The 22,388-nt window shown below is 71.5% G+C and carries 21 protein-coding genes and 1 tRNA gene; 13 read left to right on the forward strand and 9 right to left on the reverse strand.

Annotated features, from left to right (window positions below; translation table 11 throughout):
• The first annotated feature begins 107 nt into the window (after positions 1 to 107).
• The 5 genes from acs (at position 108) to UW392_RS36475 (ending at position 5,758) form a co-directional block, all read left to right on the forward strand.
• On the forward strand, positions 108 to 2,066 hold the full coding sequence (acs, locus tag UW392_RS36455) for an acetate--CoA ligase (protein WP_320779501.1): 1,959 nt from the start codon (positions 108 to 110) through the stop codon (positions 2,064 to 2,066).
• A gap of 224 nt (positions 2,067 to 2,290) precedes the next feature.
• Positions 2,291 to 3,706 (forward strand): Na+/H+ antiporter NhaA, encoded by a 1,416-nt coding sequence (gene nhaA / locus UW392_RS36460; RefSeq protein WP_320779502.1) that lies wholly within the window; start codon positions 2,291 to 2,293, stop codon positions 3,704 to 3,706.
• A gap of 206 nt (positions 3,707 to 3,912) precedes the next feature.
• The gene (locus tag UW392_RS36465; protein WP_320779503.1) at positions 3,913 to 4,392 is read left to right on the forward strand and encodes a phage holin family protein; all 480 of its coding nucleotides are present in this window, start codon (positions 3,913 to 3,915) and stop codon (positions 4,390 to 4,392) included.
• On the forward strand, positions 4,389 to 5,408 hold the full coding sequence (locus UW392_RS36470) for an alpha/beta hydrolase (RefSeq protein WP_320779504.1): 1,020 nt from the start codon (positions 4,389 to 4,391) through the stop codon (positions 5,406 to 5,408). The genes UW392_RS36465 and UW392_RS36470 overlap by 4 nt, the downstream gene beginning before the upstream one ends.
• 170 nt (positions 5,409 to 5,578) lie before the next feature.
• Positions 5,579 to 5,758, forward strand: a complete 180-nt coding sequence (locus UW392_RS36475; protein WP_320779505.1) for a hypothetical protein — start codon at positions 5,579 to 5,581, stop codon at positions 5,756 to 5,758.
• A 13-nt stretch (positions 5,759 to 5,771) separates the two neighbouring features.
• Here UW392_RS36475 and UW392_RS36480 read toward each other — a convergent pair whose 3' ends face one another.
• The 3 genes from UW392_RS36480 to nth all read right to left on the reverse strand — a co-directional run bounded on the left by UW392_RS36480 (position 5,772) and on the right by nth (position 8,892).
• Positions 5,772 to 6,971, reverse strand: a complete 1,200-nt coding sequence (locus UW392_RS36480) for a MarP family serine protease (RefSeq protein ID WP_320779506.1) — start codon at positions 6,969 to 6,971, stop codon at positions 5,772 to 5,774.
• 96 nt (positions 6,972 to 7,067) lie between these two features.
• Positions 7,068 to 7,763: a CoA pyrophosphatase gene (locus tag UW392_RS36485; protein ID WP_320779507.1), complete on the reverse strand. Its 696-nt coding sequence runs from the start codon at positions 7,761 to 7,763 to the stop codon at positions 7,068 to 7,070.
• A 193-nt stretch (positions 7,764 to 7,956) separates the two neighbouring features.
• Positions 7,957 to 8,892: an endonuclease III gene (gene nth / locus UW392_RS36490; RefSeq protein ID WP_414496843.1), complete on the reverse strand. Its 936-nt coding sequence runs from the start codon at positions 8,890 to 8,892 to the stop codon at positions 7,957 to 7,959.
• A 326-nt stretch (positions 8,893 to 9,218) separates the two neighbouring features.
• On the opposite strand from nth, the gene UW392_RS36495 reads away from it, so the two are divergent.
• Complete coding sequence (locus UW392_RS36495; protein WP_030573597.1) at positions 9,219 to 9,893, forward strand: Crp/Fnr family transcriptional regulator; 675 nt, start codon at positions 9,219 to 9,221, stop codon at positions 9,891 to 9,893.
• A gap of 76 nt (positions 9,894 to 9,969) precedes the next feature.
• Here UW392_RS36495 and UW392_RS36500 read toward each other — a convergent pair whose 3' ends face one another.
• The 4 genes from UW392_RS36500 to UW392_RS36515 form a co-directional block, all read right to left on the reverse strand.
• The gene (locus tag UW392_RS36500; RefSeq protein WP_320779508.1) at positions 9,970 to 10,800 is read right to left on the reverse strand and encodes an MBL fold metallo-hydrolase; all 831 of its coding nucleotides are present in this window, start codon (positions 10,798 to 10,800) and stop codon (positions 9,970 to 9,972) included.
• A gap of 64 nt (positions 10,801 to 10,864) precedes the next feature.
• Positions 10,865 to 11,737, reverse strand: coding sequence for an NUDIX hydrolase (locus UW392_RS36505; protein ID WP_320779509.1), 873 nt, complete (start codon positions 11,735 to 11,737; stop codon positions 10,865 to 10,867).
• Between the two features lie 149 nt (positions 11,738 to 11,886).
• The gene (locus UW392_RS36510; RefSeq protein ID WP_320779510.1) at positions 11,887 to 12,354 is read right to left on the reverse strand and encodes a RidA family protein; all 468 of its coding nucleotides are present in this window, start codon (positions 12,352 to 12,354) and stop codon (positions 11,887 to 11,889) included.
• On the reverse strand, positions 12,351 to 12,509 hold the full coding sequence (locus UW392_RS36515; protein ID WP_266672772.1) for a DUF4177 domain-containing protein: 159 nt from the start codon (positions 12,507 to 12,509) through the stop codon (positions 12,351 to 12,353). Before UW392_RS36515 ends, UW392_RS36510 begins: the two co-directional genes overlap by 4 nt.
• 106 nt (positions 12,510 to 12,615) lie before the next feature.
• Between UW392_RS36515 and UW392_RS36520 the strand changes: the two genes are divergently transcribed.
• Together UW392_RS36520 and UW392_RS36525 are read left to right on the forward strand one after the other, a co-directional pair.
• Positions 12,616 to 13,593 (forward strand): ArsA family ATPase, encoded by a 978-nt coding sequence (locus UW392_RS36520; protein ID WP_320779511.1) that lies wholly within the window; start codon positions 12,616 to 12,618, stop codon positions 13,591 to 13,593.
• On the forward strand, positions 13,590 to 15,068 hold the full coding sequence (locus UW392_RS36525) for an ArsA family ATPase (protein WP_320779512.1): 1,479 nt from the start codon (positions 13,590 to 13,592) through the stop codon (positions 15,066 to 15,068). The genes UW392_RS36520 and UW392_RS36525 overlap by 4 nt, the downstream gene beginning before the upstream one ends.
• 205 nt (positions 15,069 to 15,273) lie before the next feature.
• Here UW392_RS36525 and wblA read toward each other — a convergent pair whose 3' ends face one another.
• Positions 15,274 to 15,612: a transcriptional regulator WblA gene (wblA, locus tag UW392_RS36530; protein WP_320779513.1), complete on the reverse strand. Its 339-nt coding sequence runs from the start codon at positions 15,610 to 15,612 to the stop codon at positions 15,274 to 15,276.
• Between the two features lie 506 nt (positions 15,613 to 16,118).
• Between wblA and UW392_RS36535 the strand changes: the two genes are divergently transcribed.
• Positions 16,119 to 18,461: a transglycosylase domain-containing protein gene (locus UW392_RS36535; RefSeq protein WP_320779514.1), complete on the forward strand. Its 2,343-nt coding sequence runs from the start codon at positions 16,119 to 16,121 to the stop codon at positions 18,459 to 18,461.
• A gap of 109 nt (positions 18,462 to 18,570) precedes the next feature.
• On the opposite strand, the gene UW392_RS36540 is transcribed toward UW392_RS36535, so the two are convergent.
• Positions 18,571 to 19,038 carry a GatB/YqeY domain-containing protein gene (locus tag UW392_RS36540; RefSeq protein ID WP_320779515.1) on the reverse strand — a complete coding sequence of 156 codons (468 nt, stop codon included), beginning with the start codon at positions 19,036 to 19,038 and terminating at the stop codon, positions 18,571 to 18,573.
• Between the two features lie 191 nt (positions 19,039 to 19,229).
• On the opposite strand from UW392_RS36540, the gene UW392_RS36545 reads away from it, so the two are divergent.
• The 4 genes from UW392_RS36545 to UW392_RS36560 form a co-directional block, all read left to right on the forward strand.
• Positions 19,230 to 20,168: a metallophosphoesterase gene (locus UW392_RS36545; RefSeq protein WP_320779516.1), complete on the forward strand. Its 939-nt coding sequence runs from the start codon at positions 19,230 to 19,232 to the stop codon at positions 20,166 to 20,168.
• Positions 20,169 to 20,315: 147 nt separating this feature from the next.
• On the forward strand, positions 20,316 to 21,203 hold the full coding sequence (locus UW392_RS36550) for a Pr6Pr family membrane protein (RefSeq protein WP_320779517.1): 888 nt from the start codon (positions 20,316 to 20,318) through the stop codon (positions 21,201 to 21,203).
• 29 nt (positions 21,204 to 21,232) lie between these two features.
• Positions 21,233 to 21,306: transfer RNA gene (locus UW392_RS36555), tRNA-Pro, on the forward strand.
• Positions 21,307 to 21,593: 287 nt separating this feature from the next.
• Positions 21,594 to 22,388: glycosyltransferase (locus UW392_RS36560; protein WP_320779518.1), on the forward strand; the 795-nt coding region annotated here is incomplete at its 3' end.

Consider the following 22,388-nt stretch of genomic DNA (forward strand, 5'->3'; position numbering starts at 1 on the left):
GTCCGCGTCTGATGAGCTGTGGCCCGGGACACAACGGACACCCTGAGAAAGGGAGATGTCGTGAGCAACGAATCCTTGGCCAACCTGCTCGGGAAGGAGGAGGGCAAGTGAGCGATAGTCCTTCCCTCTCCAACCTGCTCAAGGAAGAGCGCAGGTTCGCGCCCCCCGCCGACCTGGCCGAACACGCCAACGTCACCGCGGAGGCGTACGAACAGGCCAAGGCCGACAGGCTCGGCTTCTGGGCCGCGCAGGCCCGCCGGCTGACCTGGGAGACCGAGCCGACCGAGACCCTCGACTGGTCGAACCCGCCCTTCGCCAAATGGTTCGAGGACGGCCGGCTCAACGTCGCGTACAACTGCGTGGACCGGCATGTCGAGGCCGGACACGGCGACCGGGTCGCCATCCACTTCGAGGGCGAGCCGGGCGACAGCCGCTCCCTCACCTACGCCGACCTCAAGGACGAGGTCTCCAGGGCGGCGAACGCCCTGCTGGAGCTGGGTGTCCGGAAGGGCGACCGGGTCGCGGTCTACATGCCGATGATCCCCGAGACGGCCGTCGCGATGCTCGCCTGCGCCCGTGTCGGCGCCGCCCACTCCGTGGTCTTCGGCGGTTTCTCGGCGGACGCGCTCGCCAAGCGCATCGAGGACGCCGACGCCAAGGTCGTCATCACCGCCGACGGCGGCTACCGCCGCGGTAAGCCGTCCGCCCTCAAACCGGCGGTGGACGACGCGGTCGAGCGCACCACACACGTGGAGCACGTCCTCGTCGTCCGTCGCACCGGCCAGGACGTCACCTGGACCGAGGGCCGGGACGTGTGGTGGCACGACGTCGTCGCGCGGCAGTCCGCCGAGCACACCCCCGAGGCGTTCGAGGCCGAGCACCCGCTGTTCATCCTCTACACGTCGGGGACGACGGGGAAGCCGAAGGGCATCCTGCACACCTCCGGCGGCTACCTCACCCAGACCGCGTACACCCACCACGCCGTCTTCGACCTCAAGCCCGAGACCGACGTGTACTGGTGCACCGCCGACGTCGGCTGGGTGACCGGCCACTCGTACATCGTGTACGGACCGCTGGCGAACGGCGCGACGCAGGTCATGTACGAGGGCACGCCCGACACGCCGCACCAGGGCCGCTTCTGGGAGATCGTGCAGAAGTACGGCGTCACGATCCTCTACACGGCACCCACGGCGATCCGTACGTTCATGAAGTGGGGCGACGACATCCCCGCGAAGTTCGACCTGTCCAGCCTGCGCGTCCTCGGGTCGGTCGGTGAGCCGATCAACCCCGAGGCGTGGGTCTGGTACCGCAAGAACATCGGCGCGGACACCACACCGGTCGTGGACACCTGGTGGCAGACCGAGACCGGCGCGATGATGATCTCCCCGCTGCCGGGCGTGACGGAGGCCAAGCCGGGCTCCGCCCAGCGGCCGCTGCCGGGCATCTCGGCGACCGTCGTCGACGACGAGGCGAACGAGGTCCCGAACGGCGGCGGTGGCTATCTCGTCCTCACCGAGCCGTGGCCGTCGATGCTGCGCACCATCTGGGGCGATGACCAGCGGTTCATCGACACCTACTGGTCGCGCTTCGAGGGCCGGTACTTCGCGGGCGACGGTGCCAAGAAGGACGACGACGGGGACATCTGGCTCCTCGGCCGGGTCGACGACGTGATGCTGGTCTCCGGCCACAACATCTCCACCACCGAGGTGGAGTCGGCGCTCGTGTCGCACCCGTCGGTCGCCGAGGCGGCCGTGGTCGGCGCGGCCGACGAGACGACCGGGCAGGCGATCGTGGCGTTCGTGATCCTGCGCGGTACGGCCGCCGAGACCGAGGACCTGGTAACCGAGCTGCGCACCCATGTGGGCGCGGCCCTGGGCCCCATCGCCAAGCCGAAGCGGATCCTGCCGGTGGCCGAGCTGCCCAAGACCCGCTCCGGAAAGATCATGCGGCGTCTGCTGCGCGATGTCGCGGAGAACCGCCAGGTCGGGGACGTGACGACGCTGAGCGACTCGTCGGTGATGGACCTGATCCAGAGCAAGCTGCCCGCGGCGCCGAGCGAGGACTAGGTACGTGTCCGAGGGGGCACCCGTCACACCGTCGGGCGCCCCCCGGCACCGTCGGGCGCCCCACGCCCGTCGTACGGACCGGCGCGACCCTCGAAGCGCCCCCTTGGGTAAGCTGAGGGGCGTACGTCAACGCGCAGTACGACAACGCAACAGGACCCTCAAGGTGCGCCGGGAAGTCTGGTCGGCATGTGTTCCGCCATGCCCACCGACCGGAGGTTCGCACCATGTCCCCTCGCCGTGCTCCCGCCCGCTCCGCGCACACCCGTAAGTTCTTCGGCCGGCTGTCCCTGCCCGAGCGGAACTTCGTCGCGGACGCGCTGCGCACCGAGACCGTCGGCGGCGTCCTCCTCCTGGCGGCCGCTGTCACAGCGCTGATCTGGGCGAACGTCCCCGCCCTGCACTCCAGCTACGAAGCCGTACGGGACTTCCACCTGGGCCCCGCCGCACTCGGCCTCAACCTTTCCATCGGACACTGGGCCGCGGACGGACTGCTTGCCGTCTTCTTCTTCGTCGCCGGGATCGAACTGAAGCGCGAGCTGGTGGCCGGTGAGCTACGGGACCCCAGAGCGGCTCTCCTGCCCGTCGTCGCCGCGCTCTGCGGTATGGCCGCCCCCGCGCTCGTCTACACGTTGACCAACCTCGCCGGCGGCGGCTCGCTCGGCGGCTGGGCCGTGCCCACCGCCACCGACATCGCCTTCGCCCTGGCCGTCCTCGCGGTCATCGGCACCTCGCTGCCCGCCGCCCTGCGTGCCTTCCTGCTCACCCTTGCCGTCGTCGACGACCTCTTCGCCATTCTGATCATCGCGGTGTTCTTCACCAGTGACCTGAGCTTCGCCGCGCTCGGCGGTGCGCTCGTCGGCCTCGCCGCCTTCTGGTGGCTGCTCCGGAGGGGCGTGCGCGGTTGGTACGTGTACGTCCCACTGGCCTTGGTCATCTGGGGGCTGATGTACAACAGTGGCGTCCACGCCACGATCGCCGGTGTCGCGATGGGCCTGATGCTGCGCTGCACGCGGCACGAGGGTGAGGAACGCTCTCCCGGCGAGCACATCGAACACCTCGTACGGCCGCTGTCCGCGGGCCTCGCCGTACCGTTGTTCGCCCTGTTCAGCGCGGGTGTCATGGTCTCCGGCAGCGCGCTCGCCGACGTGTTCGCGCGGCCCGAGACGCTCGGAGTGGTGCTCGGCCTCGTCGTCGGCAAGGCGGTCGGCATCTTCTGCGGGACCTGGCTGGCTGCCCGCTTCACCAGGGCGACGCTCAGCAGCGACCTCGCCTGGCCGGACGTGTTCGCGGTCGCCACGCTCGCCGGTATCGGTTTCACCGTCTCGCTGCTCATCGGTGAACTCGCTTTCACGGGCGACGCGGAGCTCACCGACAGGATCAAGGCATCCGTCCTCATCGGCTCCCTGATCGCGGCCGTACTGGCCACGGTGCTGCTGAAGGTACGCAACGCCAAGTACCGCCGGATGTACGAGGAGGAGGAGCGCGACGACGACCTCAGCGGCGTTCCCGACATCTACGAGGAGCACCAGCCGGCGTACCACCTGCGCATGGCCGAGATCCATGAGCGCAAGGCCGCCGAGCACCGGAGGCTTGCCGAAGTGACGGGCAGGGCAGGCGAGGGGAACGACGGTCCGGCATGATCTGACAGGACCGTACAGAATTCGCAGGCACCCCGGAGCCGTACGAAGGACGCATGACTTCAGCCCGCGCAGGGCCTTGGCGACAAGGCGCCGCGCGAGCCGGTCGGGCGGCCGGACCGTACGCGAGCCCTCGCACGGACGAGGCCGCACGCAGGCCTCACGGCCCCGGAGTGCCCCAGACGCAGACGCGGAAGAGGGAGACTTCGATGAGCGCACCCGACGGCAGCCCGGTCGGCGCCGAACGCAGCATCGGCCAGCTGTTCGCCTCGGCGACCACCGAGATGTCCGCACTGGTGCACGACGAGATCGCGCTGGCCAAGGCCCAGCTCAAGCGGGACGTCAAGCGCGGTGCGGCCGGTGGCGGCGCGTTCGCGGCGGCGGGTGCCGTGCTGATCTTTTCCCTGCCGATGCTGAGCTTCGCCCTGGCGTACGGCATCCGGACGTGGACCGACTGGAACCTGGCCGTCTGCTTCCTCCTGTCGTTCGCGGCGAACGTGCTGGTCGCCGGGGTGCTCGCGCTCATCGGTGTCGTCTTCGCGAAGAAGGCGAAGAAGGGCAAGGGGCCGCAGAAGGTCGCCGCCTCGATGAAGGAGAGTGCGGGCGTCCTGCAGAACGCCAAGCCGCATCCCCGTCAGCCCCAGTACGCCGACGGTGCCGTCGAGGCTGTGGCACGCTCGTCCTCATGACGGATCCCGCCCCCGCACCGGCCTCTCCGGACTTCCCGGCGCCTCCGGCGCCAGACGTGGCTCAGGCGCCGGTTCCGGTGCCCGCACCGCTGCCGACGCCGGCCCAGCCCACGTCGGTCGTACGGCTCGACGGGCCCTGGACGCACCGGGACGTCGCGGCCAACGGCGCGCGCTTCCACATCGCCGAGCTGGGCGACGGGCCGCTGGTGCTCCTGCTGCACGGCTTCCCGCAGTTCTGGTGGAGCTGGCGGCACCAGTTGGTCGCGCTGGCCGAGGCGGGCTTCCGGGCCGTGGCCATGGATCTGCGCGGGGTCGGCGGCAGCGACCGCACACCCCGGGGCTACGACCCGGCCAACCTCGCGCTCGACATCACCGGGGTGGTCCGGTCCCTCGGGGAGCCCGACGCCGCCCTGGTCGGCCATGACCTGGGCGGTTACCTGGCGTGGACGGCCGCCGTGATGCGACCCAAACTCGTCCGGCGGCTCGCGGTCTCCTCGATGCCGCACCCGCGGCGCTGGCGCTCCGCGATGGTGTCCGACGTCAAGCAGACGGCCGCGAGTTCCTACATCTGGGGTTTCCAGCGGCCGTGGATCCCCGAGCGACAGCTCACCGCGGACGACGCCGCCCTGGTGGGCCGGCTGGTGCGGGACTGGTCGGGGCCACGGCTCCCGGACGACGAGGCGGTGGAGACGTACCGGCGCGCCATGTGCATCCCGTCGACCGCGCACTGCTCGATCGAGCCGTACCGCTGGATGGTCCGCTCACTGGCCCGCCCTGACGGCTTCCAGTTCAACCGCCGGATGCGGCGCCCGGTCCGGGTGCCCACCCTCCATCTGCACGGCTCGCTCGACCCGGTGATGCGCACGCGCAGCGCGGCCGGCTCCGGCGAGTACGTCGAGGCGCCGTACCGCTGGCGGCTGTTCGACGGTCTCGGCCACTTCCCGCACGAGGAGGACCCGGTGGCGTTCTCCGCCGAGCTCATCAACTGGCTGAAGGATCCCGAACCCGACCGCTGACCACTCCTGCGCAACAGGTGACCGATCCGATACGTCAGGTGACCATTCCGGTGCGCCCGGTGCCCGCGCCGGGACCACCGGCCGGAGGCTGGAACACATGCCCGACGCATACGCCAATTGGGGGGCCTGAGAGCGGTTATCGACCTTGGGGCAGGGGCACACGTCCGGGTATGGGCTGGACGCACGATTACAGTGACGCAGCACGCACCCGCCGCTCGGCCGCCGGGCTGAGCTCCCACCAGAGGGGGAACCCGCAGCTCACGGGTACAGACCCCCGGTTGGGGATTCCGCGCATCCTGCGCCGCCGGGCCCGCTGGGTCTCGGCCCGGCTGCGCCACCCGCGCCCCTGAGTGCCTCCGGCCTCTAGAGCGCGCAGCTGTCGCTACCCACCTGCTGGTTGGCCGAACGTCCCTGGGCGATGTCCTCGCGCACCTCGTCCGCGGTGAGGGCGTACCCGGTGTCCGGGTCGTCCAGGGACTTGGCGAAGATCACGCCGTACACCTCGCCGTCGGGTGTCAGCAGCGGGCCGCCGGAGTTGCCCTGGCGGACGGTCGCGTACAGCGAGTACACGTCGCGGCGGACGGTGCCGCGGTGGTAGATGTCCGGGCCGTCGGCCGTGATGCGCCCGCGCACGCGCGCGGGGCGCACGTCGTACGCGCCGTTCTCCGGGAAGCCCGCCACGATCGCGCCGTCGCCGCCGTCGGCGTCGCCCGCCGCGAACCGCAGCACCGGCGCGTCCAGATCCGGCACGTCGAGCACGGCGATGTCGCGCCGCCAGTCGTAGAGCACGACCGTGGCCTCGTACCTGCGGCCCACACCGCCTATCTGCACGGTGGGCTCGTCGACTCCGCCGACCACATGGGCGTTGGTCATCACCCGCCGCTCGTCGAAGACGAAGCCGGTACCCTCCAGGACTTTGCCGCAACTCTCCGCGGTGCCCATGACCTTGACGATGGACCTCTTGGCGCGGGCGGCGACCGGAGAGCCGGCCAGCGCGGGGTCCGGGGGCCGCACCTCGGTGATGGGTTCCTTGGAGAACGGGCTGAACACCTGGGGGAAGCCGTTGCGGGCGAGGACCGAGGTGAAGTCGTCGAACCAGGTGTCGGCCTCGTCCGGGAGCACCCTCTCGACGCCCAGCAGCAGGGCGGAGTTGCGCACCTCCTTGCGGACCGTCGGTATCGTCGTACTGGCGAGGAGGGTGCCGATCAGCCAGGCGACCAGGAGCATCGCCACCACGTTGACCAGGGCACCGCCGGTGGCGTCCAGGGCGCGGACCGGGGACCAGGTGAGGTACCGGCGCAGCTTGTTGCCCAGATGGGTGGTCAGGGCCTGCCCGACGGAGGCGCACACGATGACGACGATCACCGCGACGACGACGGCGGCCGTACCGACCTCGGCGTCGTCCGTCAGCACGTCCCAGACGACCGGGAGCAGGTAGACCGCGGCGAGACCGCCGCCGAGGAAGCCGGTCACCGACAGGACACCGACCACGAACCCCTGGCGATAGCCCACCACGGCGAACCACACGGCGGCCACCAGCAACAGGATGTCCAGCACGTTCACCGCTTCACGCCTCGCCTCGTCACCTTGCGGTCGCCCAATCCCGCCCCGGGGCCCGGGAGACGGCTCCCGGAAGAACACAGCACGGCCGCCACCCTGTCACGCACGCCAGTCGAGCGGGACCTGCTTCTCCTGGTCCCAGGGCTGCTCCCAGCCCGCGAAGTGCAGCAGGCGGTCGATGATCCCGGCCGTGAAGCCCCAGACGAGGGCCGACTGCACGAGGAACGCCGGGCCCATGTGGCCCCGGGGATGGACGGCCGTGGCCCGGTTCGCGGGGTCGGTCAGGTCCGCCACGGGGACCGTGAACACCCGGGCGGTCTCGTTCGGGTCCACGACGCCGACCGGGCTCGGCTCGCGCCACCAGCCCAGCACGGGCGTCACGACGAACCCGCTCACCGGGATGTAGAGCCGGGGCAGGACGCCGAAGAGCTGGACGCCGCCCGGGTCGAGCCCCGTCTCCTCCTCGGCCTCGCGCAGCGCCGCCCGCAGCGGGCCGTCGGCCCGTGGGTCGCCGTCCTCGGGGTCGAGGGCGCCGCCGGGGAAGGCGGGCTGGCCGGCGTGCGACCGCAGGGAACCGGCCCGCTCCATGAGCAGCAGCTCGGGCCCCCGCTCCCCCTCGCCGAACAGGACCAGCACGGCCGACTGCCGTCCCGCCCCGTCGGCCGGCGGCAGGAAGTGGCTCAACTGCCGCGGCTCCACCGTCTCCACCACGTGGGCCACCGGGTCCAGCCAGTCGGGCAGGCCGTCCCTGCTCAGGCCCAGCCGCCCGTCGTGCGTGTCGCTCGCGTGCTTCATCGCCACCCCCGTCGCTCTGCTGGTCCCAACGCCCCCGAGCGCACGGATCGTTCCACGTGTCCCCCGTGTGGGTGTGACGCCGCCCTTCGCGGGCGCGCACATCCGGCCGGGTACGCGCCGTCCGGTGCGGCAGGGCGGCGTACCGCGGTCCCCGCCCCACGCTCCGTGCGGCGCCCCCGCCGGCCGGGCACCGTCACGCGGCTCCCAGGGGCGGTGCCGGGATGCCGCCCGCGTCCAGGTATGCCTGCGGGGGCTTGAGGCGCTGGCCCGGGAAGCCGCCCTTCTCGTACTTCAGCAACTTCTTCGCCTTCTCCGGGTCCGTCTCGCCCTCGCCGTAGGCCGGGCAGAGCGGTGCGATGGGGCAGGCGCCGCAGGCGGGCTTGCGGGCGTGGCAGATACGGCGGCCGTGCCAGATCACGTGGTGCGAGAGCATCGTCCAGTCGCTCTTCGGGAAGAGCGCGCCGACGGCCGCCTCGATCTTCTCGGGGTCCGTCTCCTCGGTCCACCGCCACCGGCGCACCAGCCGCTGGAAGTGCGTGTCCACCGTGATGCCGGGCCGGCCGTAGGCGTTGCCGAGCACGACGAACGCGGTCTTGCGGCCGACGCCGGGCAGCTCGACCAGATCCTCCAGGCGCCCGGGGACCTCGCCGCCGAACTTCTCCACCAGCGCCTTCGACAGCCCGATCACCGACCTGGTCTTGGCCCGGAAGAACCCGCAGGGCCGCAGGATCTCCTCGACCTCCTCGGGATTGGCCACGGCCAGGTCCTCGGGGGTGGGGTACCTGGCGAAGAGACCCGGTGTCGTCTGGTTCACCCGCAGGTCGGTGGTCTGGGCGGACAGGACCGTGGCCACGAGCAGCTGGAAGGGGTTCTCGAAGTCCAGCTCCGGGTGGGCGTACGGGTACACCTCGGCGAGCTCGCGGTTGATGCGGCGGGCGCGGCGGACGAGGGCGGTGCGGGACTCGGGCTTCGGGGCGCGGCCGGTCCCGCCCTTCACCCCGTCCGCCCGCCCGGACGCGGTCTTCCCGCCGGCGGCCTCCGCGGACGCCGTCTCCGCGTCGGCGGCCTCCGCGGGCGCGGTCCTCCCGGTCGTGTTCCTCTTCGCCGAGGTCTTCTTGGCTGCAGTCACCTTCGTACCCTTTGCCGTTTTCTTCGCCCCCACGGGGTCTTGTTCGCCCACAGCGGAATTCTGGTCCGCAACCACCCGCCCGATCCCTCAGGCCTGTGTGCTCGCCGGTGTTTTGGACACCCGGCCAGCGTAAAGCCCAGCAAGGACATCCGCCCCGGAGCCAGGAGATCGGCGTCCGATTGGACCCCTGCCGCATGTCCCGGCACACCGGTGCGGCATCCTTGTGACAGATCACACTGTTTGGACCGTCCGGCAAAATGGGGAGCACGGTCCCCTGGTACACCGGGGAGCAAGATCCCCTGAGCAGGTCGACAAGGAGAGAACTCGTGGACGACGTTCTGCGGCGCGCCCCGCTCTTCGCGGCGCTCGATGACGAGCAGGCCGCGGAGCTCCGCGCCTCCATGAGTGAGGTGACCCTCGCGCGCGGTGACTCGCTGTTCCACGAGGGGGACCCGGGTGACCGCCTCTACGTGGTCATGGAAGGCAAGGTCAAGCTCCACCGCACGTCCCCCGACGGCCGCGAGAACATGCTGGCGGTGCTCGGCCCCGGCGAGCTGATCGGCGAGCTGTCCCTGTTCGACCCCGGCCCGCGCACGGCCACGGCCACCGCGCTGACCGAGGTCAAACTGCTGGGCCTCGGCCACGGCGACCTCCAGCCCTGGCTGAACGCACGCCCCGAGGTGGCCGCCGCCCTGCTGCGCGCCGTCGCCCGCCGGCTGCGCAAGACCAACGACCAGATGTCCGACCTGGTCTTCTCGGACGTGCCCGGCCGGGTGGCCCGCGCGCTCCTGGACCTCTCCCGCCGCTTCGGCGTGCAGTCGGAGGAGGGCATCCACGTCGTCCACGACCTCACGCAGGAGGAGCTCGCCCAGCTCGTCGGCGCGTCCCGCGAGACGGTCAACAAGGCCCTCGCCGACTTCGCCGGCCGCGGCTGGCTGCGCCTGGAGGCCCGCGCCGTGATCCTCCTCGACGTCGAGCGGCTGGCCAAGCGCTCGCGCTGACCACCGCCGCGGTACGCACGACGGGGTCCCGCCTCCTCCGGACGGCGGGCCCCCGCGGCCTTCTCCCCCGGGTGCCTCAGATGAGTCCGTGCTCCCGCAGGTAGTCCAGCTGCGCCCGCACCGACAGCTCGGCCGCCGGCCACAGGGAGCGGTCCACGTCCGCGTACACGTGCGCCACGATCTCGTCCGGCGACCGGTGGCCGTCCTCGACGGCCGTCTCGACCTGGGCGAGCCGGTGGGCGCGATGGGCGAGGTAGTACTCCACGGCGCCCTGGGCGTCGTCGAGGACGGGACCGTGCCCCGGCAGCACGGTGTGCACGCCGTCGTCGACCGTCAGCGACCTGAGACGCCGCAGGGAGTCCAGATAGTCCCCGAGACGGCCGTCGGGGTGGGCCACGACGGTCGTACCGCGTCCCAGGACGGTGTCACCCGTCAGGACCGCCCGATCGGCCGGGAGGTGGAAGCTCAGCGAGTCGGCGGTGTGCCCGGGGGTCGGCACGACCCGCAGCTCCAGCCCGCCGGCCGTCACCACGTCGCCCGCGCCCAGTCCCTCGTCCCCGAGCCGCAGCGCCGGGTCCAGCGCCCGTACCCCGGTCCCCGTCAGCTCCGCGAACCGCGCGGCACCCTCGGCGTGGTCCGGGTGCCCGTGCGTGAGCAGGGTCAGCGCTATGCGCTTGCCTGCCCGCTCCGCCGTGTCGACGACGTGGCGGAGGTGTCCCTCGTCCGACGGGCCCGGATCGACGACGACCGCCACCGCGGAGCCGGGTTCGGACAGGATCCAGGTGTTCGTGCCGTCCAGGGTCATCGCGGACGCGTTGGGCGCGAGCACGTTGACGGCACGCGCGGTGGCGGGGCCCGAGCGGACCTCGCCCCGCGGCTGGCCGGGCAGGGCGGCGGCGTCGGTCATACGGGAACACGCTCCAGTACGTCGGTCGTGGTCCGGCCGGGGCCGTTCGCCGGCCGTCCCCGGGTCATGCGGGGCTTCCCCCGGCCGGGACGTGCTTGGTGAACTCGTCGTGGCCGGGCCAGGAGAGTTCGATCTCGCCGTCCCGCAGCCGGGCCGTGGCCAGAACGGGCGTCAGGTCGCGGGCGGGTGCGGCGGCCAGCGCCCCGGCGGCCGTCGGGTACGCGGTGAGCTGACGCAGCGTCGCGATGGTGGGCGGCATCATCAGCAGGTCGCCCCGGTCATAGGCGTCGGCCGCGTCCCGGGGCCGGATCCACACCGTGCGGTCGGCCTCGGTGGAAGCGTTACGGGTGCGCTGCCCCTGGGGGAGGGCCGCCACGAAGAACCAGGTGTCGTAGCGGCGGGACTCGAACTCCGGGGTGATCCAGCGGGCCCAGGCGCCCAGCAGGTCGGACCGCAGCACCAGTCCCCTGCGCTCGAGGAACTCCGCGAAGGGCAGCTCACGGGCGGCCACCGCGGCGCGGTCGGCCTCCCAGTCCTCGCCCGTCGTGTCGCCGACCACCGTGTCGGCGGCCGGACCCGCGAGCAGGACGCCCGCCTCCTCGTACGTCTCCCGCACGGCCGCGCACACGACGGCCTGGGCGGCCCGCTCGTCGCCGACGCCGAGCCGGTCGGCCCACCACGCGCGCGTGGGGCCCGCCCACCGGACGAGGTGGTCGTCGTCGCGCGGATCCACGCCGCCGCCCGGGTACGCGTACGCGCCCGCCGCGAAGGCCATGGAGGCGCGCCGGCGCAGCATGTGCACCGCGGGGGTGCCGTCGGTGTCCTTCAGGAGCATGACCGTGGCCGCCCGCTTCGGGGCGACCGGGGTGAGCGCTCCCTCGGCCAGCGCGCGGATGCGTTCCGGCCACTCCGGTGGATACCACTGCCCGTTCGCCATGGCCGGAGGCTATCCCGTGACGCGCTGATGTTCGAGGGCGGCAGCGGTGCCACCAGGGGCGCGCCGTCGCACCGGTACGGCCGGTGGCGGTCGGCGCCCCTGGACGACGGGCGGGACGGGCGCCGCTCAGGGCCCCGTCCGCCGGCCCGTCACGCCTGCGTCAGCTCCACCTGGATCTCGACCTCGACCGGCGCGTCCAGCGGGAGCACCGCCACGCCGACCGCGCTGCGGGCGTGGACGCCCTTGTCGCCGAGGACCTCGCCGAGCAGTTCGCTGGCGCCGTTGACGACGGCGGGCTGGCCCGTGAAGTCGGCCGCGGAGGCGACGAAGCCCACGACCTTCACCACGCGCGCGACGCGGTCGAGGTCACCGGCGACCGACTTGACCGCGGCGAGCGCGTTCAACGCGCAGACACGGGCCAGTTCCTTGGCCTCCTCCGGCGTGACCTCGGCGCCGACCTTGCCGGTGAGCGGCAGCTTGCCGTCCACCATGGGGAGCTGGCCGGACGTGTACACGTACGCCCCGGACCGTACGGCGGGCTGGTACGCGGCCAGCGGAGGCACGACCTCCGGCAGCGTCAGCCCGAGCTCCGCCAGCTTCGCCTCGACGGCGCTCACACCTTCTCCCGCTTCAGGTAGGCCACCAGCTGCTCGGGGTTGTTCGGCCCGGGCACGACCTGGACGAGCTCCCAGCCGTCCTCGCCCCAGGTGTCCAGGATCTGCTTCGTGGCGTGGACGAGCAGCGGCACGGTTGCGTATTCCCACTTGGTCATGTGGCCGACTCTAGCCGCTGCCGTACACCGGGCACGTGGCCGAGTGCGGACCCGTTGTCCACAGCCCCAGGCGTAGGCCGCGGGCGGACTGGTTACGCTCGAATATGTGAGCAGGCTCCAGGTCGTCAGTGGCAAGGGCGGTACCGGTAAGACCACGGTCGCCGCAGCACTCGCGCTCGCCCTCGCGACCGAGGGGAAGCGCGCCCTTCTGGTCGAGGTCGAGGGCAGACAGGGCATCGCGCAGCTCTTCGAGACGGAGGCGTTGCCGTACGAGGAGCGCAAGATCGCCGTGGCTCCGGGCGGCGGGGAGGTGTACGCGCTCGCCATCGACCCGGAGCTGGCCCTGCTGGACTACCTCCAGATGTTCTACAAGCTGGGCGGCGCCGGCCGGGCCCTGAAGAAGCTCGGCGCCATAGACTTCGCCACCACCATCGCGCCGGGCGTGCGGGACGTGCTCCTCACCGGCAAGGCGTGCGAGGCCGTGCGCCGCAAGGACCGCAACGGGCGCTTCGCGTACGACTACGTGGTGATGGACGCGCCGCCCACGGGCCGCATCACCCGCTTCCTCAACGTCAACGACGAGGTGGCGGGCCTGGCGAAGATCGGCCCGATACACAACCAGGCCCAGTCCGTGATGCGCGTGCTGAAGTCACCGGCTACGGCGGTGCACCTGGTCACCCTGCTGGAGGAGATGCCCGTCCAGGAGACCGCGGACGGCATCGCGGAGCTGCGCGCCGCCCGGCTGCCGGTGGGCCGGATCATCGTGAACATGGTGCGGCCGGCCGTGCTGGACTCCGCCGAGCTGGAGTTCATGGCGGCCGCCTCCCGTCCGGCCGTCGCGCGGGCGCTCTCGGCCGCCGGGCTCGGCGGCGCGCGGCGCGGCGGCGGCGCCGAGCGGCTCGTGCAGCCGCTGCTGGGCCAGGCCGGGGAGTACGCCGAGCGCCACGCACTGGAGCACGAGCAGCGGGCCGTCCTGCAGGAGCTGGACCTGCCGCTGCACGAACTGCCGCTGCTCGCCGAGGGCATGGACCTCGCGGGTCTGTACGAACTGGCCACGGAACTGCGTCAGCAAGGGATCTCATGAGTCCGGACCCGGCCACCACGCACGACTCGTCCGCCCTCCACGAACCGGCCCCTCCGCAGGAGGCGCACGGCTCGGCCCATGCCCACGCCCCCCACCGCTCCATCCGGTCGGCCCGCGCGTTGGCGGTCGACCCGCTGCTGGACGACCCGGACACCCGCATCGTGGTGTGCTGCGGCTCCGGCGGTGTCGGCAAGACGACCACGGCGGCGGCCCTGGGGCTGCGGGCAGCCGAGCGCGGCCGCAAGGTGGTCGTGCTCACCATCGACCCGGCCCGCAGGCTGGCGCAGTCGATGGGCATCGACTCCTTGGACAACATCCCGCGCCGGGTGAAGGGCATCGACGACACCGCGGGCGGCGAACTGCACGCGATGATGCTCGACATGAAGCGCACCTTCGACGAGATCGTCGAGGCGCACGCGGACCCCGAGCGGGCGTCCGCCATCCTGGGCAACCCCTTCTACCAGTCGCTCTCGGCGGGCTTCGCGGGCACGCAGGAGTACATGGCGATGGAGAAGCTGGGGCAGCTCCGCGCGCGGGACGAGTGGGACCTGATCGTCGTCGACACCCCTCCGTCGCGCTCGGCGCTGGACTTCCTGGACGCCCCGAAGCGGCTCGGCTCCTTCCTGGACGGGAAGCTGATCCGGGTGCTGCTGGCGCCGGCGAAGATGGGCGGGCGCGCGGGGATGAAGTTCCTCAACGTGGGGATGTCGATGATGACGGGCGCCCTGGGCAAGGTGCTCGGCGGGCAGCTGCTGCGGGACGTGCAGACGTTCGTGGCCGCCATGGACTCGATGTTCGGCGGGTTCCGCACGCGCGCGGACGCCACGTACAAACTGTTGCAGGCGCCCGGCACGGCGTTCCTGGTGGTGGCGGCCCCGGAGCGGGACGCGCTGCGGGAGGCCGCGTACTTCGTGGAGCGGCTGGCGGCCGAGGACATGCCGCTCGCGGGCCTGGTGCTCAACCGGGTCCACGGCAGCGGCGCGGCCCAGCTGTCCGCCGAGCGCGCGCTCGCCGCCGCGGAAAATCTTGACGAGGCCCGCATTGTGGATCAGCGGAGCGGGAAAGCAGTACTTCGTAACTCCCCCACCACGCACGGCAGTTCAGAATCTCCCGCATCCGAGGGTTCCGTCTCCGAGGCACCGGCTCCCGAAACCGGCTCCCCCGCCGAAGATCGGGCCGACACCGACCGGACCGCCGAGGACGAACAGACCACCGAGGACGACCGGACCGCCACGGGCGACCGGGCCGTCGAACAACTCACCGCAGGCCTGTTGAGGCTGCACGCCGAGCGCATGCAGCTGCTCTCCCGTGAGCAGCGCACGCGCGACCGTTTCACCGCACTCCACCCCGAGGTGGCCGTGGCGGAAGTGGCCGCGCTGCCCGGTGACGTCCACGACCTCGCGGGGCTGCGGGACATCGGGGACCGGCTCGCGACCATACGACCGGAGCTGCCCGAGACCGCGACCGGCGCCTGAGCACGCGCGCCGGGGCACACCTGCCGCGGGCCCGTGACCCACCGCCCGTGGACCGCCGGGCACGGCCGGTGCACGGGCGGGTGGCGCGTGGGGGAACCCGGGAGACCGGAGGCCGGCTCACCTGCCGGAGCGGCGACGCGGACGCCGGCGCCCGGAGGGTGCCCTGGGCGGGTGCCGTGGTCCCGGTGGGGCGACGGGAACGCTCTCAGCCCACCGCCGCGTAGCTCTCGTACGTCTCGTCCTCGTCGAGGGGGAGCAGGCCGACGCCGCGCTCGTACTCCGTACGCGCGGTCTCCAGCAGCCTGCGCCAGGACGTGACGGTCGGCCGCCTGCGCAGCAGTGCGCGGCGCTCGCGCTCCGTCATGCCTCCCCACACGCCGAACTCGACGCGGTTGTCCAGCGCGTCGGCCAGGCACTCCGTGCGTACCGGGCATCCGGTGCACACCGCCTTGGCCCTGTTCTGCGCTGCTCCCTGCACGAACAGTTCATCCGGATCGGTAGTGCGGCAGGCAGCCTGCGCACTCCAGTCGGTTACCCAGCCCATACCGGCGCCGTCCTCTCCCGAATCGAGGCTCCCCCACGGCGGCAGCGGCATATTCACCGCCGCCAGTTGAGGACGTTACGGAAGGTGGGCACCGTGCAACACCCCCTTCGGGCCCAATCTTGAATGGCCCGAACGGACTATGCGTAAGCGGCAGATCACCCGCGGGAGTGACCTGAGGACATACGTGACCATCCCGTCAGACCGGGACAGTTGCACTGCGTCACATCGGACACCGGGTGACACACGAGGCGGATACGGACACGCCCCCGGAAAAAAGTCGGTGTGACGTCGGAACGATCCGGGGTCACCGGACGTACTTGATACATGGGTCTACTGCTGTGACGACCGACAGCAGCTTAGGCCAAGGCATAGACGCGTGTCCGGCGAATCAGAACGTCGGCATCGCCGGCGGCCGACTGCCCTCGTACGTCACGATCCGGTACTCGAACATCCCGAGGGCCGACGGCTCCCTCGGAACGCCCATGACTACGGATTAGGCTGCGTTCATGGCAAACAAGCGCTCGGGCGGTGGTCTGTCACCCACGCAGCAGGCCGCCAGGTTCCTCGGTGTCAGCGTGCTCGCGGGAGCCGTCATGGCGGGCATCGCCCTGCCCGCGGTCGGCGCCCTGGGCCTGGCCGCCAAGGGCTCGGTCGAGGGGTTCGACGAGATCCCGTCCAATCTGAAGCGGCCGCCGCTGAGTCAGCGCACGCAGATCCTGGACAGCGAGGGCGCGCAGATCGCCACGGTCTACTCCCGTGACCGCACGGTGGTCGACCTCAAGGACATGTCGCCGTACATGCAGAAGGCGATCGTCGCGATCGAGGACTCGCGCTTCTACGAGCACGGGGCGGTCGACCTCAAGGGCATCCTGCGCGCCCTGAACAAGAACGCGCAGAGCGGCGGCGTCGAGGAGGGCGCCTCGACGCTGACCCAGCAGTACGTGAAGAACGTCTTCGTGGAGGAGGCCGGCGACGACCCGACGAAGGTCGCCCAGGCCACCCAGCAGACCCTCGGCCGCAAGATCCGCGAGCTGAAGTACGCGATCCAGGTCGAGGAGGAGCTCGGCAAGAAGAAGATCCTGGAGAACTACCTCAACATCACCTACTTCGGCCAGCAGGCGTACGGTGTCGAGGCGGCGTCGCAGCGCTACTTCTCCAAACCCGCCAAGGACCTCGCCCTCCAGGAGGCGGCCCTCCTCGCCGGCATCGTCCAGGCCCCGACCAGCTACGACCCGGTGAACGACGAGGCGACGGCCAAGAAGCGCCGCAACGTGGTCCTCCAGCGCATGGCCGAGGTCGGCGACATCACCCAGGCGGAGGCCGACGAGGCCAAGAAGACCCCGATCGCACTGAACGTCAGCAGGCCGAAGAACGGCTGCATCACGGCGGTCAAGGGAGCGGGCTTCTTCTGCGACTACGTGCGCGAGGTCTTCCTGACCGACCCGGTCTTCGGCAAGACCAGGGAGGACCGGGCCAAGGTCTGGAACCAGGGCGGTCTGACGATCCGCACCACGCTGGACGCGAAGGCCCAGGAAGCGGTCCAGGCCTCGGTCAAGGACCACGTCAACCAGAGCGACGACGTGGCGACCGCGGCCACCATCGTCGAGCCCGGCACCGGCAAGATCCTCGCGATGGGCCAGTCCCGCCCGTACGGCATCGACAGCAAGAAGGACGAGACCACGATCAACCTCTCGGTCGACGCGGACATGGGCGGCGGCGCCGGCTACCAGCCCGGTTCCACGTTCAAGCCGATCGTGGCGGCGGCCGCCATCGAACGCGGTACGTCGGCGACCAAGTCGTACTCCTCGCCGTACGAGATGGACTACCCGAGCCCGGTCGCCACGTGCGGCGACAAGCGGTGGGTGAACACGGAGGGCTCCGAGCTCACCAACGAGAACGAGTCCGAGGTCGGCCCGTACGCCATGAAGGAGGCGACCGCCCTCTCGGTCAACACCTACTTCGTGCAGCTGATCAGCGAGATCGGCATCTGCCCGGTGACCGAGCTGTCCCAGAAGATGGGCGTCGAGCGGGCCGACGGGAACGAGATGCCCGAGGTGCCGTCCATCGCGCTCGGCACCCAGGAGGTGTCGCCGCTGACGATGGCGAACGCGTATGCGACCTTCGCCTCCCGGGGCATGTACTGCACGCCGGTCGCCATCGAGTCGATCAGCCAGCGGGTCGGCGGGAGGACGAACTCCCTCGAGGTGCCGAAGTCGACCTGCTCGCGCGCGATGTCGGAGAACACCGCCGACACCGTCAACACGCTCCTGCGGGGCGTGGTCGAGGACGGCACGGGTACGCAGGCGGGTCTCGGCAGCCGCCCCAGCGCGGGCAAGACCGGAACGACGGACTACCGCTACGCGGCCTGGTTCGTGGGCTACACGCCGAACCTGGCGGGTGCGGTCTGGGTCGGCGACCCCGCGCACGAGCGGCAGATGGTGGACATTACCATCGGCGGCCAGTGGCACGACAAGGTGTACGGCGGTGCGGTTCCCGGTCCGATCTGGCGCGACATGATGTCCGGCGCCCTGGAGGGAAAGCCCTCGCCCGACTTCAACATGGTCAACATCCCCGACGCCAACAGCGGCGGCGGCCGGGGCGGCGACGGTGACAACGGGGACGGTGACGACGGGGACGACGGCGCCAACGGGGACAACGACGGTGGCGGTGGCGACGGCGGTGGCGACGGCGGTGGCTGGGGCGGCGGCAACGGGGACGACGGCGGGAACGGGGGCAACGGCGGCAACGACGGCGGCACCTTCCCCGACCCCTCCTTCTCCATCCCGGAGAACTTCTTCCAGGGACAGGACAACGGAGGAGGCTGGGGCGACGGGGGCAGGTTCGGCTGACCCGGTGACCGGTTGAATCCCGGCGGTACGCGTACGGCGGTGGGGCGCCCCCTGATCACTTCAGGGGGCGCCCCACCGCCGTATGACGAGTGATGACGAAGCCGCTCGCTCAGGCTCCGGCGAGGAGCTGCTTGACCACCGCGGCGACACGGCCGCCCTCGGCCTGCCCGGCCACCTTGGGATTGACGATCTTCATGACCTGGCCCATGGCCCGCGGGCCCTCGGCGCCGGCCGCGCGGGCCTCCTCGACCGCCTGGGCGACGATCTCGCGGAGAGCGTCGTCCGACAGCTGCTTGGGCAGGTAGACGGCGAGGATCTCGCCCTCCGCCTTCTCCCGCTCGGCCTGCTCGGGGCGACCGCCCTGTGCGAAGGCGTCCGCGGCCTCGCGCCGCTTCTTCGCCTCCTTGGTGATCACCTTCGAGACCTCGTCGTCGGAGAGCTCGCGCTTCTCCTTGCCCGCGACCTCCTCCTTGGTGATCGCGGCGAGCGTCAGCCGGAGCGTCGAGGAGCGGAGCTCGTCGCGCTCCTTGATCGCGGCGTTGAGGTCTTCCTGCAGCTTCGACTTGAGCGTGGTCATGGACCTGATTGTCGCAGGTGCGCGGGGCTGGCCGCCCGTTCATTACGCGAGGGCCGGAAGCGGGCCGACGGCCGGGCGTGGGCGGGGAGCACGCGGGGTGTTACTCGCCTGTCCACAAGGGAACTTGGCCTCGCGGAGGAGTTGTCCACAGGCGGCGCCGCGCGTCGTCCCGGGTCTGACACGATGGGGCCATGCGAGCGCGATACGGAGTACCTGTGGGGATCGCGGCGGTCGGCGCCGCCGGTCTGGTGTATGCGGCGGGATTCGAGTCCCGCTCCTTCCGGCTGCGGCGGGTGACGGTGCCGGTGCTGCCGCCCGGCATGCGGCCCCTGCGCATACTCCAGGTCTCCGACATCCACATGGTGAGCGGGCAGCGCAAGAAGCAGCGCTGGCTGCGCTCACTGGCCGGCCTGCGCCCCGACTTCGTCATCAACACCGGGGACAACCTCTCCGACCCCGAGGGCGTCCCCGAGGTGCTGGACTCGCTGGGCCCGCTGATGGAGTTCCCCGGGGCGTACGTCTTCGGCTCGAACGACTACTACGGCCCGAAGCTGCGCAACCCCGCCCGCTACCTGGTGGAGAAGATGCAGGGCCGGCACGGCCTGAACGGCAACGCGCCCGCGGTGGACGTCGTCCACAACCCGTGGGAGGAGTTGCGGGACGCCTTCGACGCGGCGGGCTGGCTGAACCTCACGAACACCCGCGGCACCCTCAAGATCGATGGCATGGAGATCGAGCTGACCGGTCTCGACGACCCGCACATCAAGCGCGACCGCTACGCGCGCGTGGCGGGCGGGCCCGCGGAGTCGGCCGACCTCTCCCTGGGCGTGGTGCACGCCCCGTACCTGCGCACGCTGGACGCGTTCACCGCGGACGGCTACCCCCTGATCCTGGCGGGCCACACCCACGGCGGCCAGCTCTGCATCCCCTTCTACGGCGCGCTCGTCACCAACTGCGACCTGGACACGGACCGGGTGAAGGGCCTGTCGAGACACACGGTGGAGGGGCGTACGGCCTACATGCACGTATCGGCGGGCTGCGGCACGAACCGCTACACCCCGGTACGGTTCGCCTGCCCGCCGGAGGCGTCCCTGCTGACCCTGGTAGGGCGGGAGCGGCACCGGGGGTGACCTGAGGGACAGGGCGAACCGAACCGAAGGCGAACCGCGGGGCCGGGGACTGCCGGGCCGCGGCGAGGCCCTCTCACCCCGTCGCCCCGTCACCCGCCCGGCCCATTCCCACCAGCCCGTTCCGCCGGTGCGGCTTAGCGTGAACGCATGACCGCACCGATACCCAGGGACCTCCCCGAACTGCCCCCCATCCCGGGTGTCGCCGTACGGCTGTCCCCCATGACGCCCGCGAGGACGGTGCTGCCGCCCACGGCCCGGCGCCCGACGGCGGCCGTCCTCCGCGCCCTGGTGGCGCTCGCGGCGGCGACCGGCGTCGGCATCGAGCTGCTCACGGGCAGCCCGCTGCGAGCGCTGAGCCACTGGTCCGTCCAGTGCGGCCTGCTGGTGGCGGTGGTGTTCGCCTGGTCGGCGGTCCGGGCCTGGACGGCCGACCAGCCCCTGTCGCCGCTCGTGACGGGCGGCACACTGCTCTACGCCTCCGTCGCGGGCCTGGTCCACCACCTGCTCCTGACCCACGAGGTGGGGACGTCCGCCCTGACGGGCCTGGACGCGGGCGCGGGCTCCGGTGACGTGGCCATGTTCACGGGCCTGCCCGAGGTGACCGGTCCGCTCCTGCACACCGCGGTCCCGCTCGCGGTGGCGGCGGACTGGCTGCTGCTGACCCGCCCCAAGGCGCTGCGGCCGGTCCACGCGGCGGCGTGGCTGCTGGGCCCACTGGCGTACCTGGGGTTCACGCTGGCCCGGGGCGCCCTGCTCGCGGACGGCTCGTCGGCACCGTACCTCTACCCGTTCCTCGACGTGGCCGCGTACGGCTACCGGAGCGTCCTCGCCAACGCCCTCATCCTCGGCCTCGCGATCTACGCCCTGGCCATCTTCCTGGTGGCCGTCGACCGGGTCCGCCCCAACCTGCTGCGGACCCGACACGACCGCCCGCGCGGCCGACGGGGCCCGGACGACCGGCTCGACCACCGCGCTCACTGGGACCAGCCGCCGGAGAACCGGATTTCGTCTCCAGCCACGAGTGGGCTAGAGTAAACGACGTCGCCGCGACGAGCAGCGACGATCGGGGTGTAGCGCAGCTTGGCAGCGCGCTTCGTTCGGGACGAAGAGGTCGTGGGTTCAAATCCCGCCACCCCGACAGAGGAACATCAGGTGGGCCACCTACTCGCGAGAGTAGGTGGCCCACCTGTTTCGTCTGCGTGCCCTCCTGTGTGACTACCACCCCGGACGTGTGTCGTTACCGGAAGTGGCGGAAGCGGTGGGGGCGACGCGGGCCGGTGGGCGAGGATGGCTGGTGCGGTGGATGTGTAGCCTGGCCACCTGGTTGAGCCGCTCTCCCCGCGTCGGCCGATGAACCGTGGTCGCCGGCCGGCACGGTGACCGGCGCTCCCCGTCGACCAGGGCGCATGTGCCGAGGAGTGAGCAGTGAAGATTGCTTTTCTGATCAACAACGCCTACGGCATCGGCGGGACCATCCGCTCGACCGTGAACCTCTCCACCGCGTTCGCCGCCCGGCACGACGTCGAGGTGGTCAGCGTGCACCGGGTGAAGGACGAGCCCGCGCTCGCCTATGACGAGCGGGTGACGCTGACGTCGCTGATCGACATGCGGGAAGGGCCGGCGTACGAGGGCGACGACCCTCTGACGCGTGAGCCGTGCACGATGTTCCCCGACACCGGTGCCGCCGCGCACTCCTCCCGCCTGCCCTACTCGGCGTTGCAGGACGAGCGCATCGGCCGGTGGCTGCGCGGGACGGACGCCGACGTGGTGATCTCCACCCGGCCCGATCTCAACGGCTATCTGGCCCGGGACGGGCAGAGCCGTTACCTGCGCATCGGGCAGGAACACCTCAGCCTGGACGCCCACAACCCCACCCTGCGGGAGCACCAGAACCGCGCGGTCCCGCAGCTGGACGCCTTCGTGACCGTGTCGGAGGCCGACGCCGAGCAGTACCGGCGGGCGCTGCCGGACGCGTCGGCCCGGATCTCGTCCATACCGAACAGCGTGCCCGCGCCGGGTGTCGAGCCGTCCGACCCCGCGTCGCGCGTCATCGTCGCCGCCGGCCGACTGGTGCCCGTAAAGCGGTACGACCGGCTGATCGACGCCTTCGCGAAGATCGCGGACGTCCATCCGGACTGGACCCTGCGCCTGTACGGGCGCGGTCCCGAGCGCGCGAAGCTGCGGGCGCGGATCGACCGGCTCGGGCTCTACGAGCGGGTG

The organism is Streptomyces sp. CRN 30 (assembly GCF_034105845.1).

Bases quoted from the DNA above. Each gene is read 5' to 3' on its own strand.
- UW392_RS36465 (WP_320779503.1), top strand. From the start codon at position 3,913: ATGAGCGCACCCGACGGCAGCCCGGTCGGCGCCGAACGCAGCATCGGC.
- UW392_RS36470 (WP_320779504.1), top strand. From the start codon at position 4,389: ATGACGGATCCCGCCCCCGCACCGGCCTCTCCGGACTTCCCGGCGCCT.
- UW392_RS36535 (WP_320779514.1), top strand. From the start codon at position 16,119: ATGGCAAACAAGCGCTCGGGCGGTGGTCTGTCACCCACGCAGCAGGCC.
- nhaA (WP_320779502.1), top strand. From the start codon at position 2,291: ATGTCCCCTCGCCGTGCTCCCGCCCGCTCCGCGCACACCCGTAAGTTC.
- wblA (WP_320779513.1), bottom strand. From the start codon at position 15,612: ATGGGCTGGGTAACCGACTGGAGTGCGCAGGCTGCCTGCCGCACTACC.
- UW392_RS36525 (WP_320779512.1), top strand. From the start codon at position 13,590: ATGAGTCCGGACCCGGCCACCACGCACGACTCGTCCGCCCTCCACGAA.
- UW392_RS36485 (WP_320779507.1), bottom strand. From the start codon at position 7,763: ATGAAGCACGCGAGCGACACGCACGACGGGCGGCTGGGCCTGAGCAGG.
- UW392_RS36540 (WP_320779515.1), bottom strand. From the start codon at position 19,038: ATGACCACGCTCAAGTCGAAGCTGCAGGAAGACCTCAACGCCGCGATC.
- UW392_RS36545 (WP_320779516.1), top strand. From the start codon at position 19,230: ATGCGAGCGCGATACGGAGTACCTGTGGGGATCGCGGCGGTCGGCGCC.
- UW392_RS36475 (WP_320779505.1), top strand. From the start codon at position 5,579: ATGGGCTGGACGCACGATTACAGTGACGCAGCACGCACCCGCCGCTCG.
- UW392_RS36550 (WP_320779517.1), top strand. From the start codon at position 20,316: ATGACCGCACCGATACCCAGGGACCTCCCCGAACTGCCCCCCATCCCG.
- UW392_RS36505 (WP_320779509.1), bottom strand. From the start codon at position 11,737: ATGGCGAACGGGCAGTGGTATCCACCGGAGTGGCCGGAACGCATCCGC.
- UW392_RS36500 (WP_320779508.1), bottom strand. From the start codon at position 10,800: ATGACCGACGCCGCCGCCCTGCCCGGCCAGCCGCGGGGCGAGGTCCGC.
- UW392_RS36515 (WP_266672772.1), bottom strand. From the start codon at position 12,509: ATGACCAAGTGGGAATACGCAACCGTGCCGCTGCTCGTCCACGCCACG.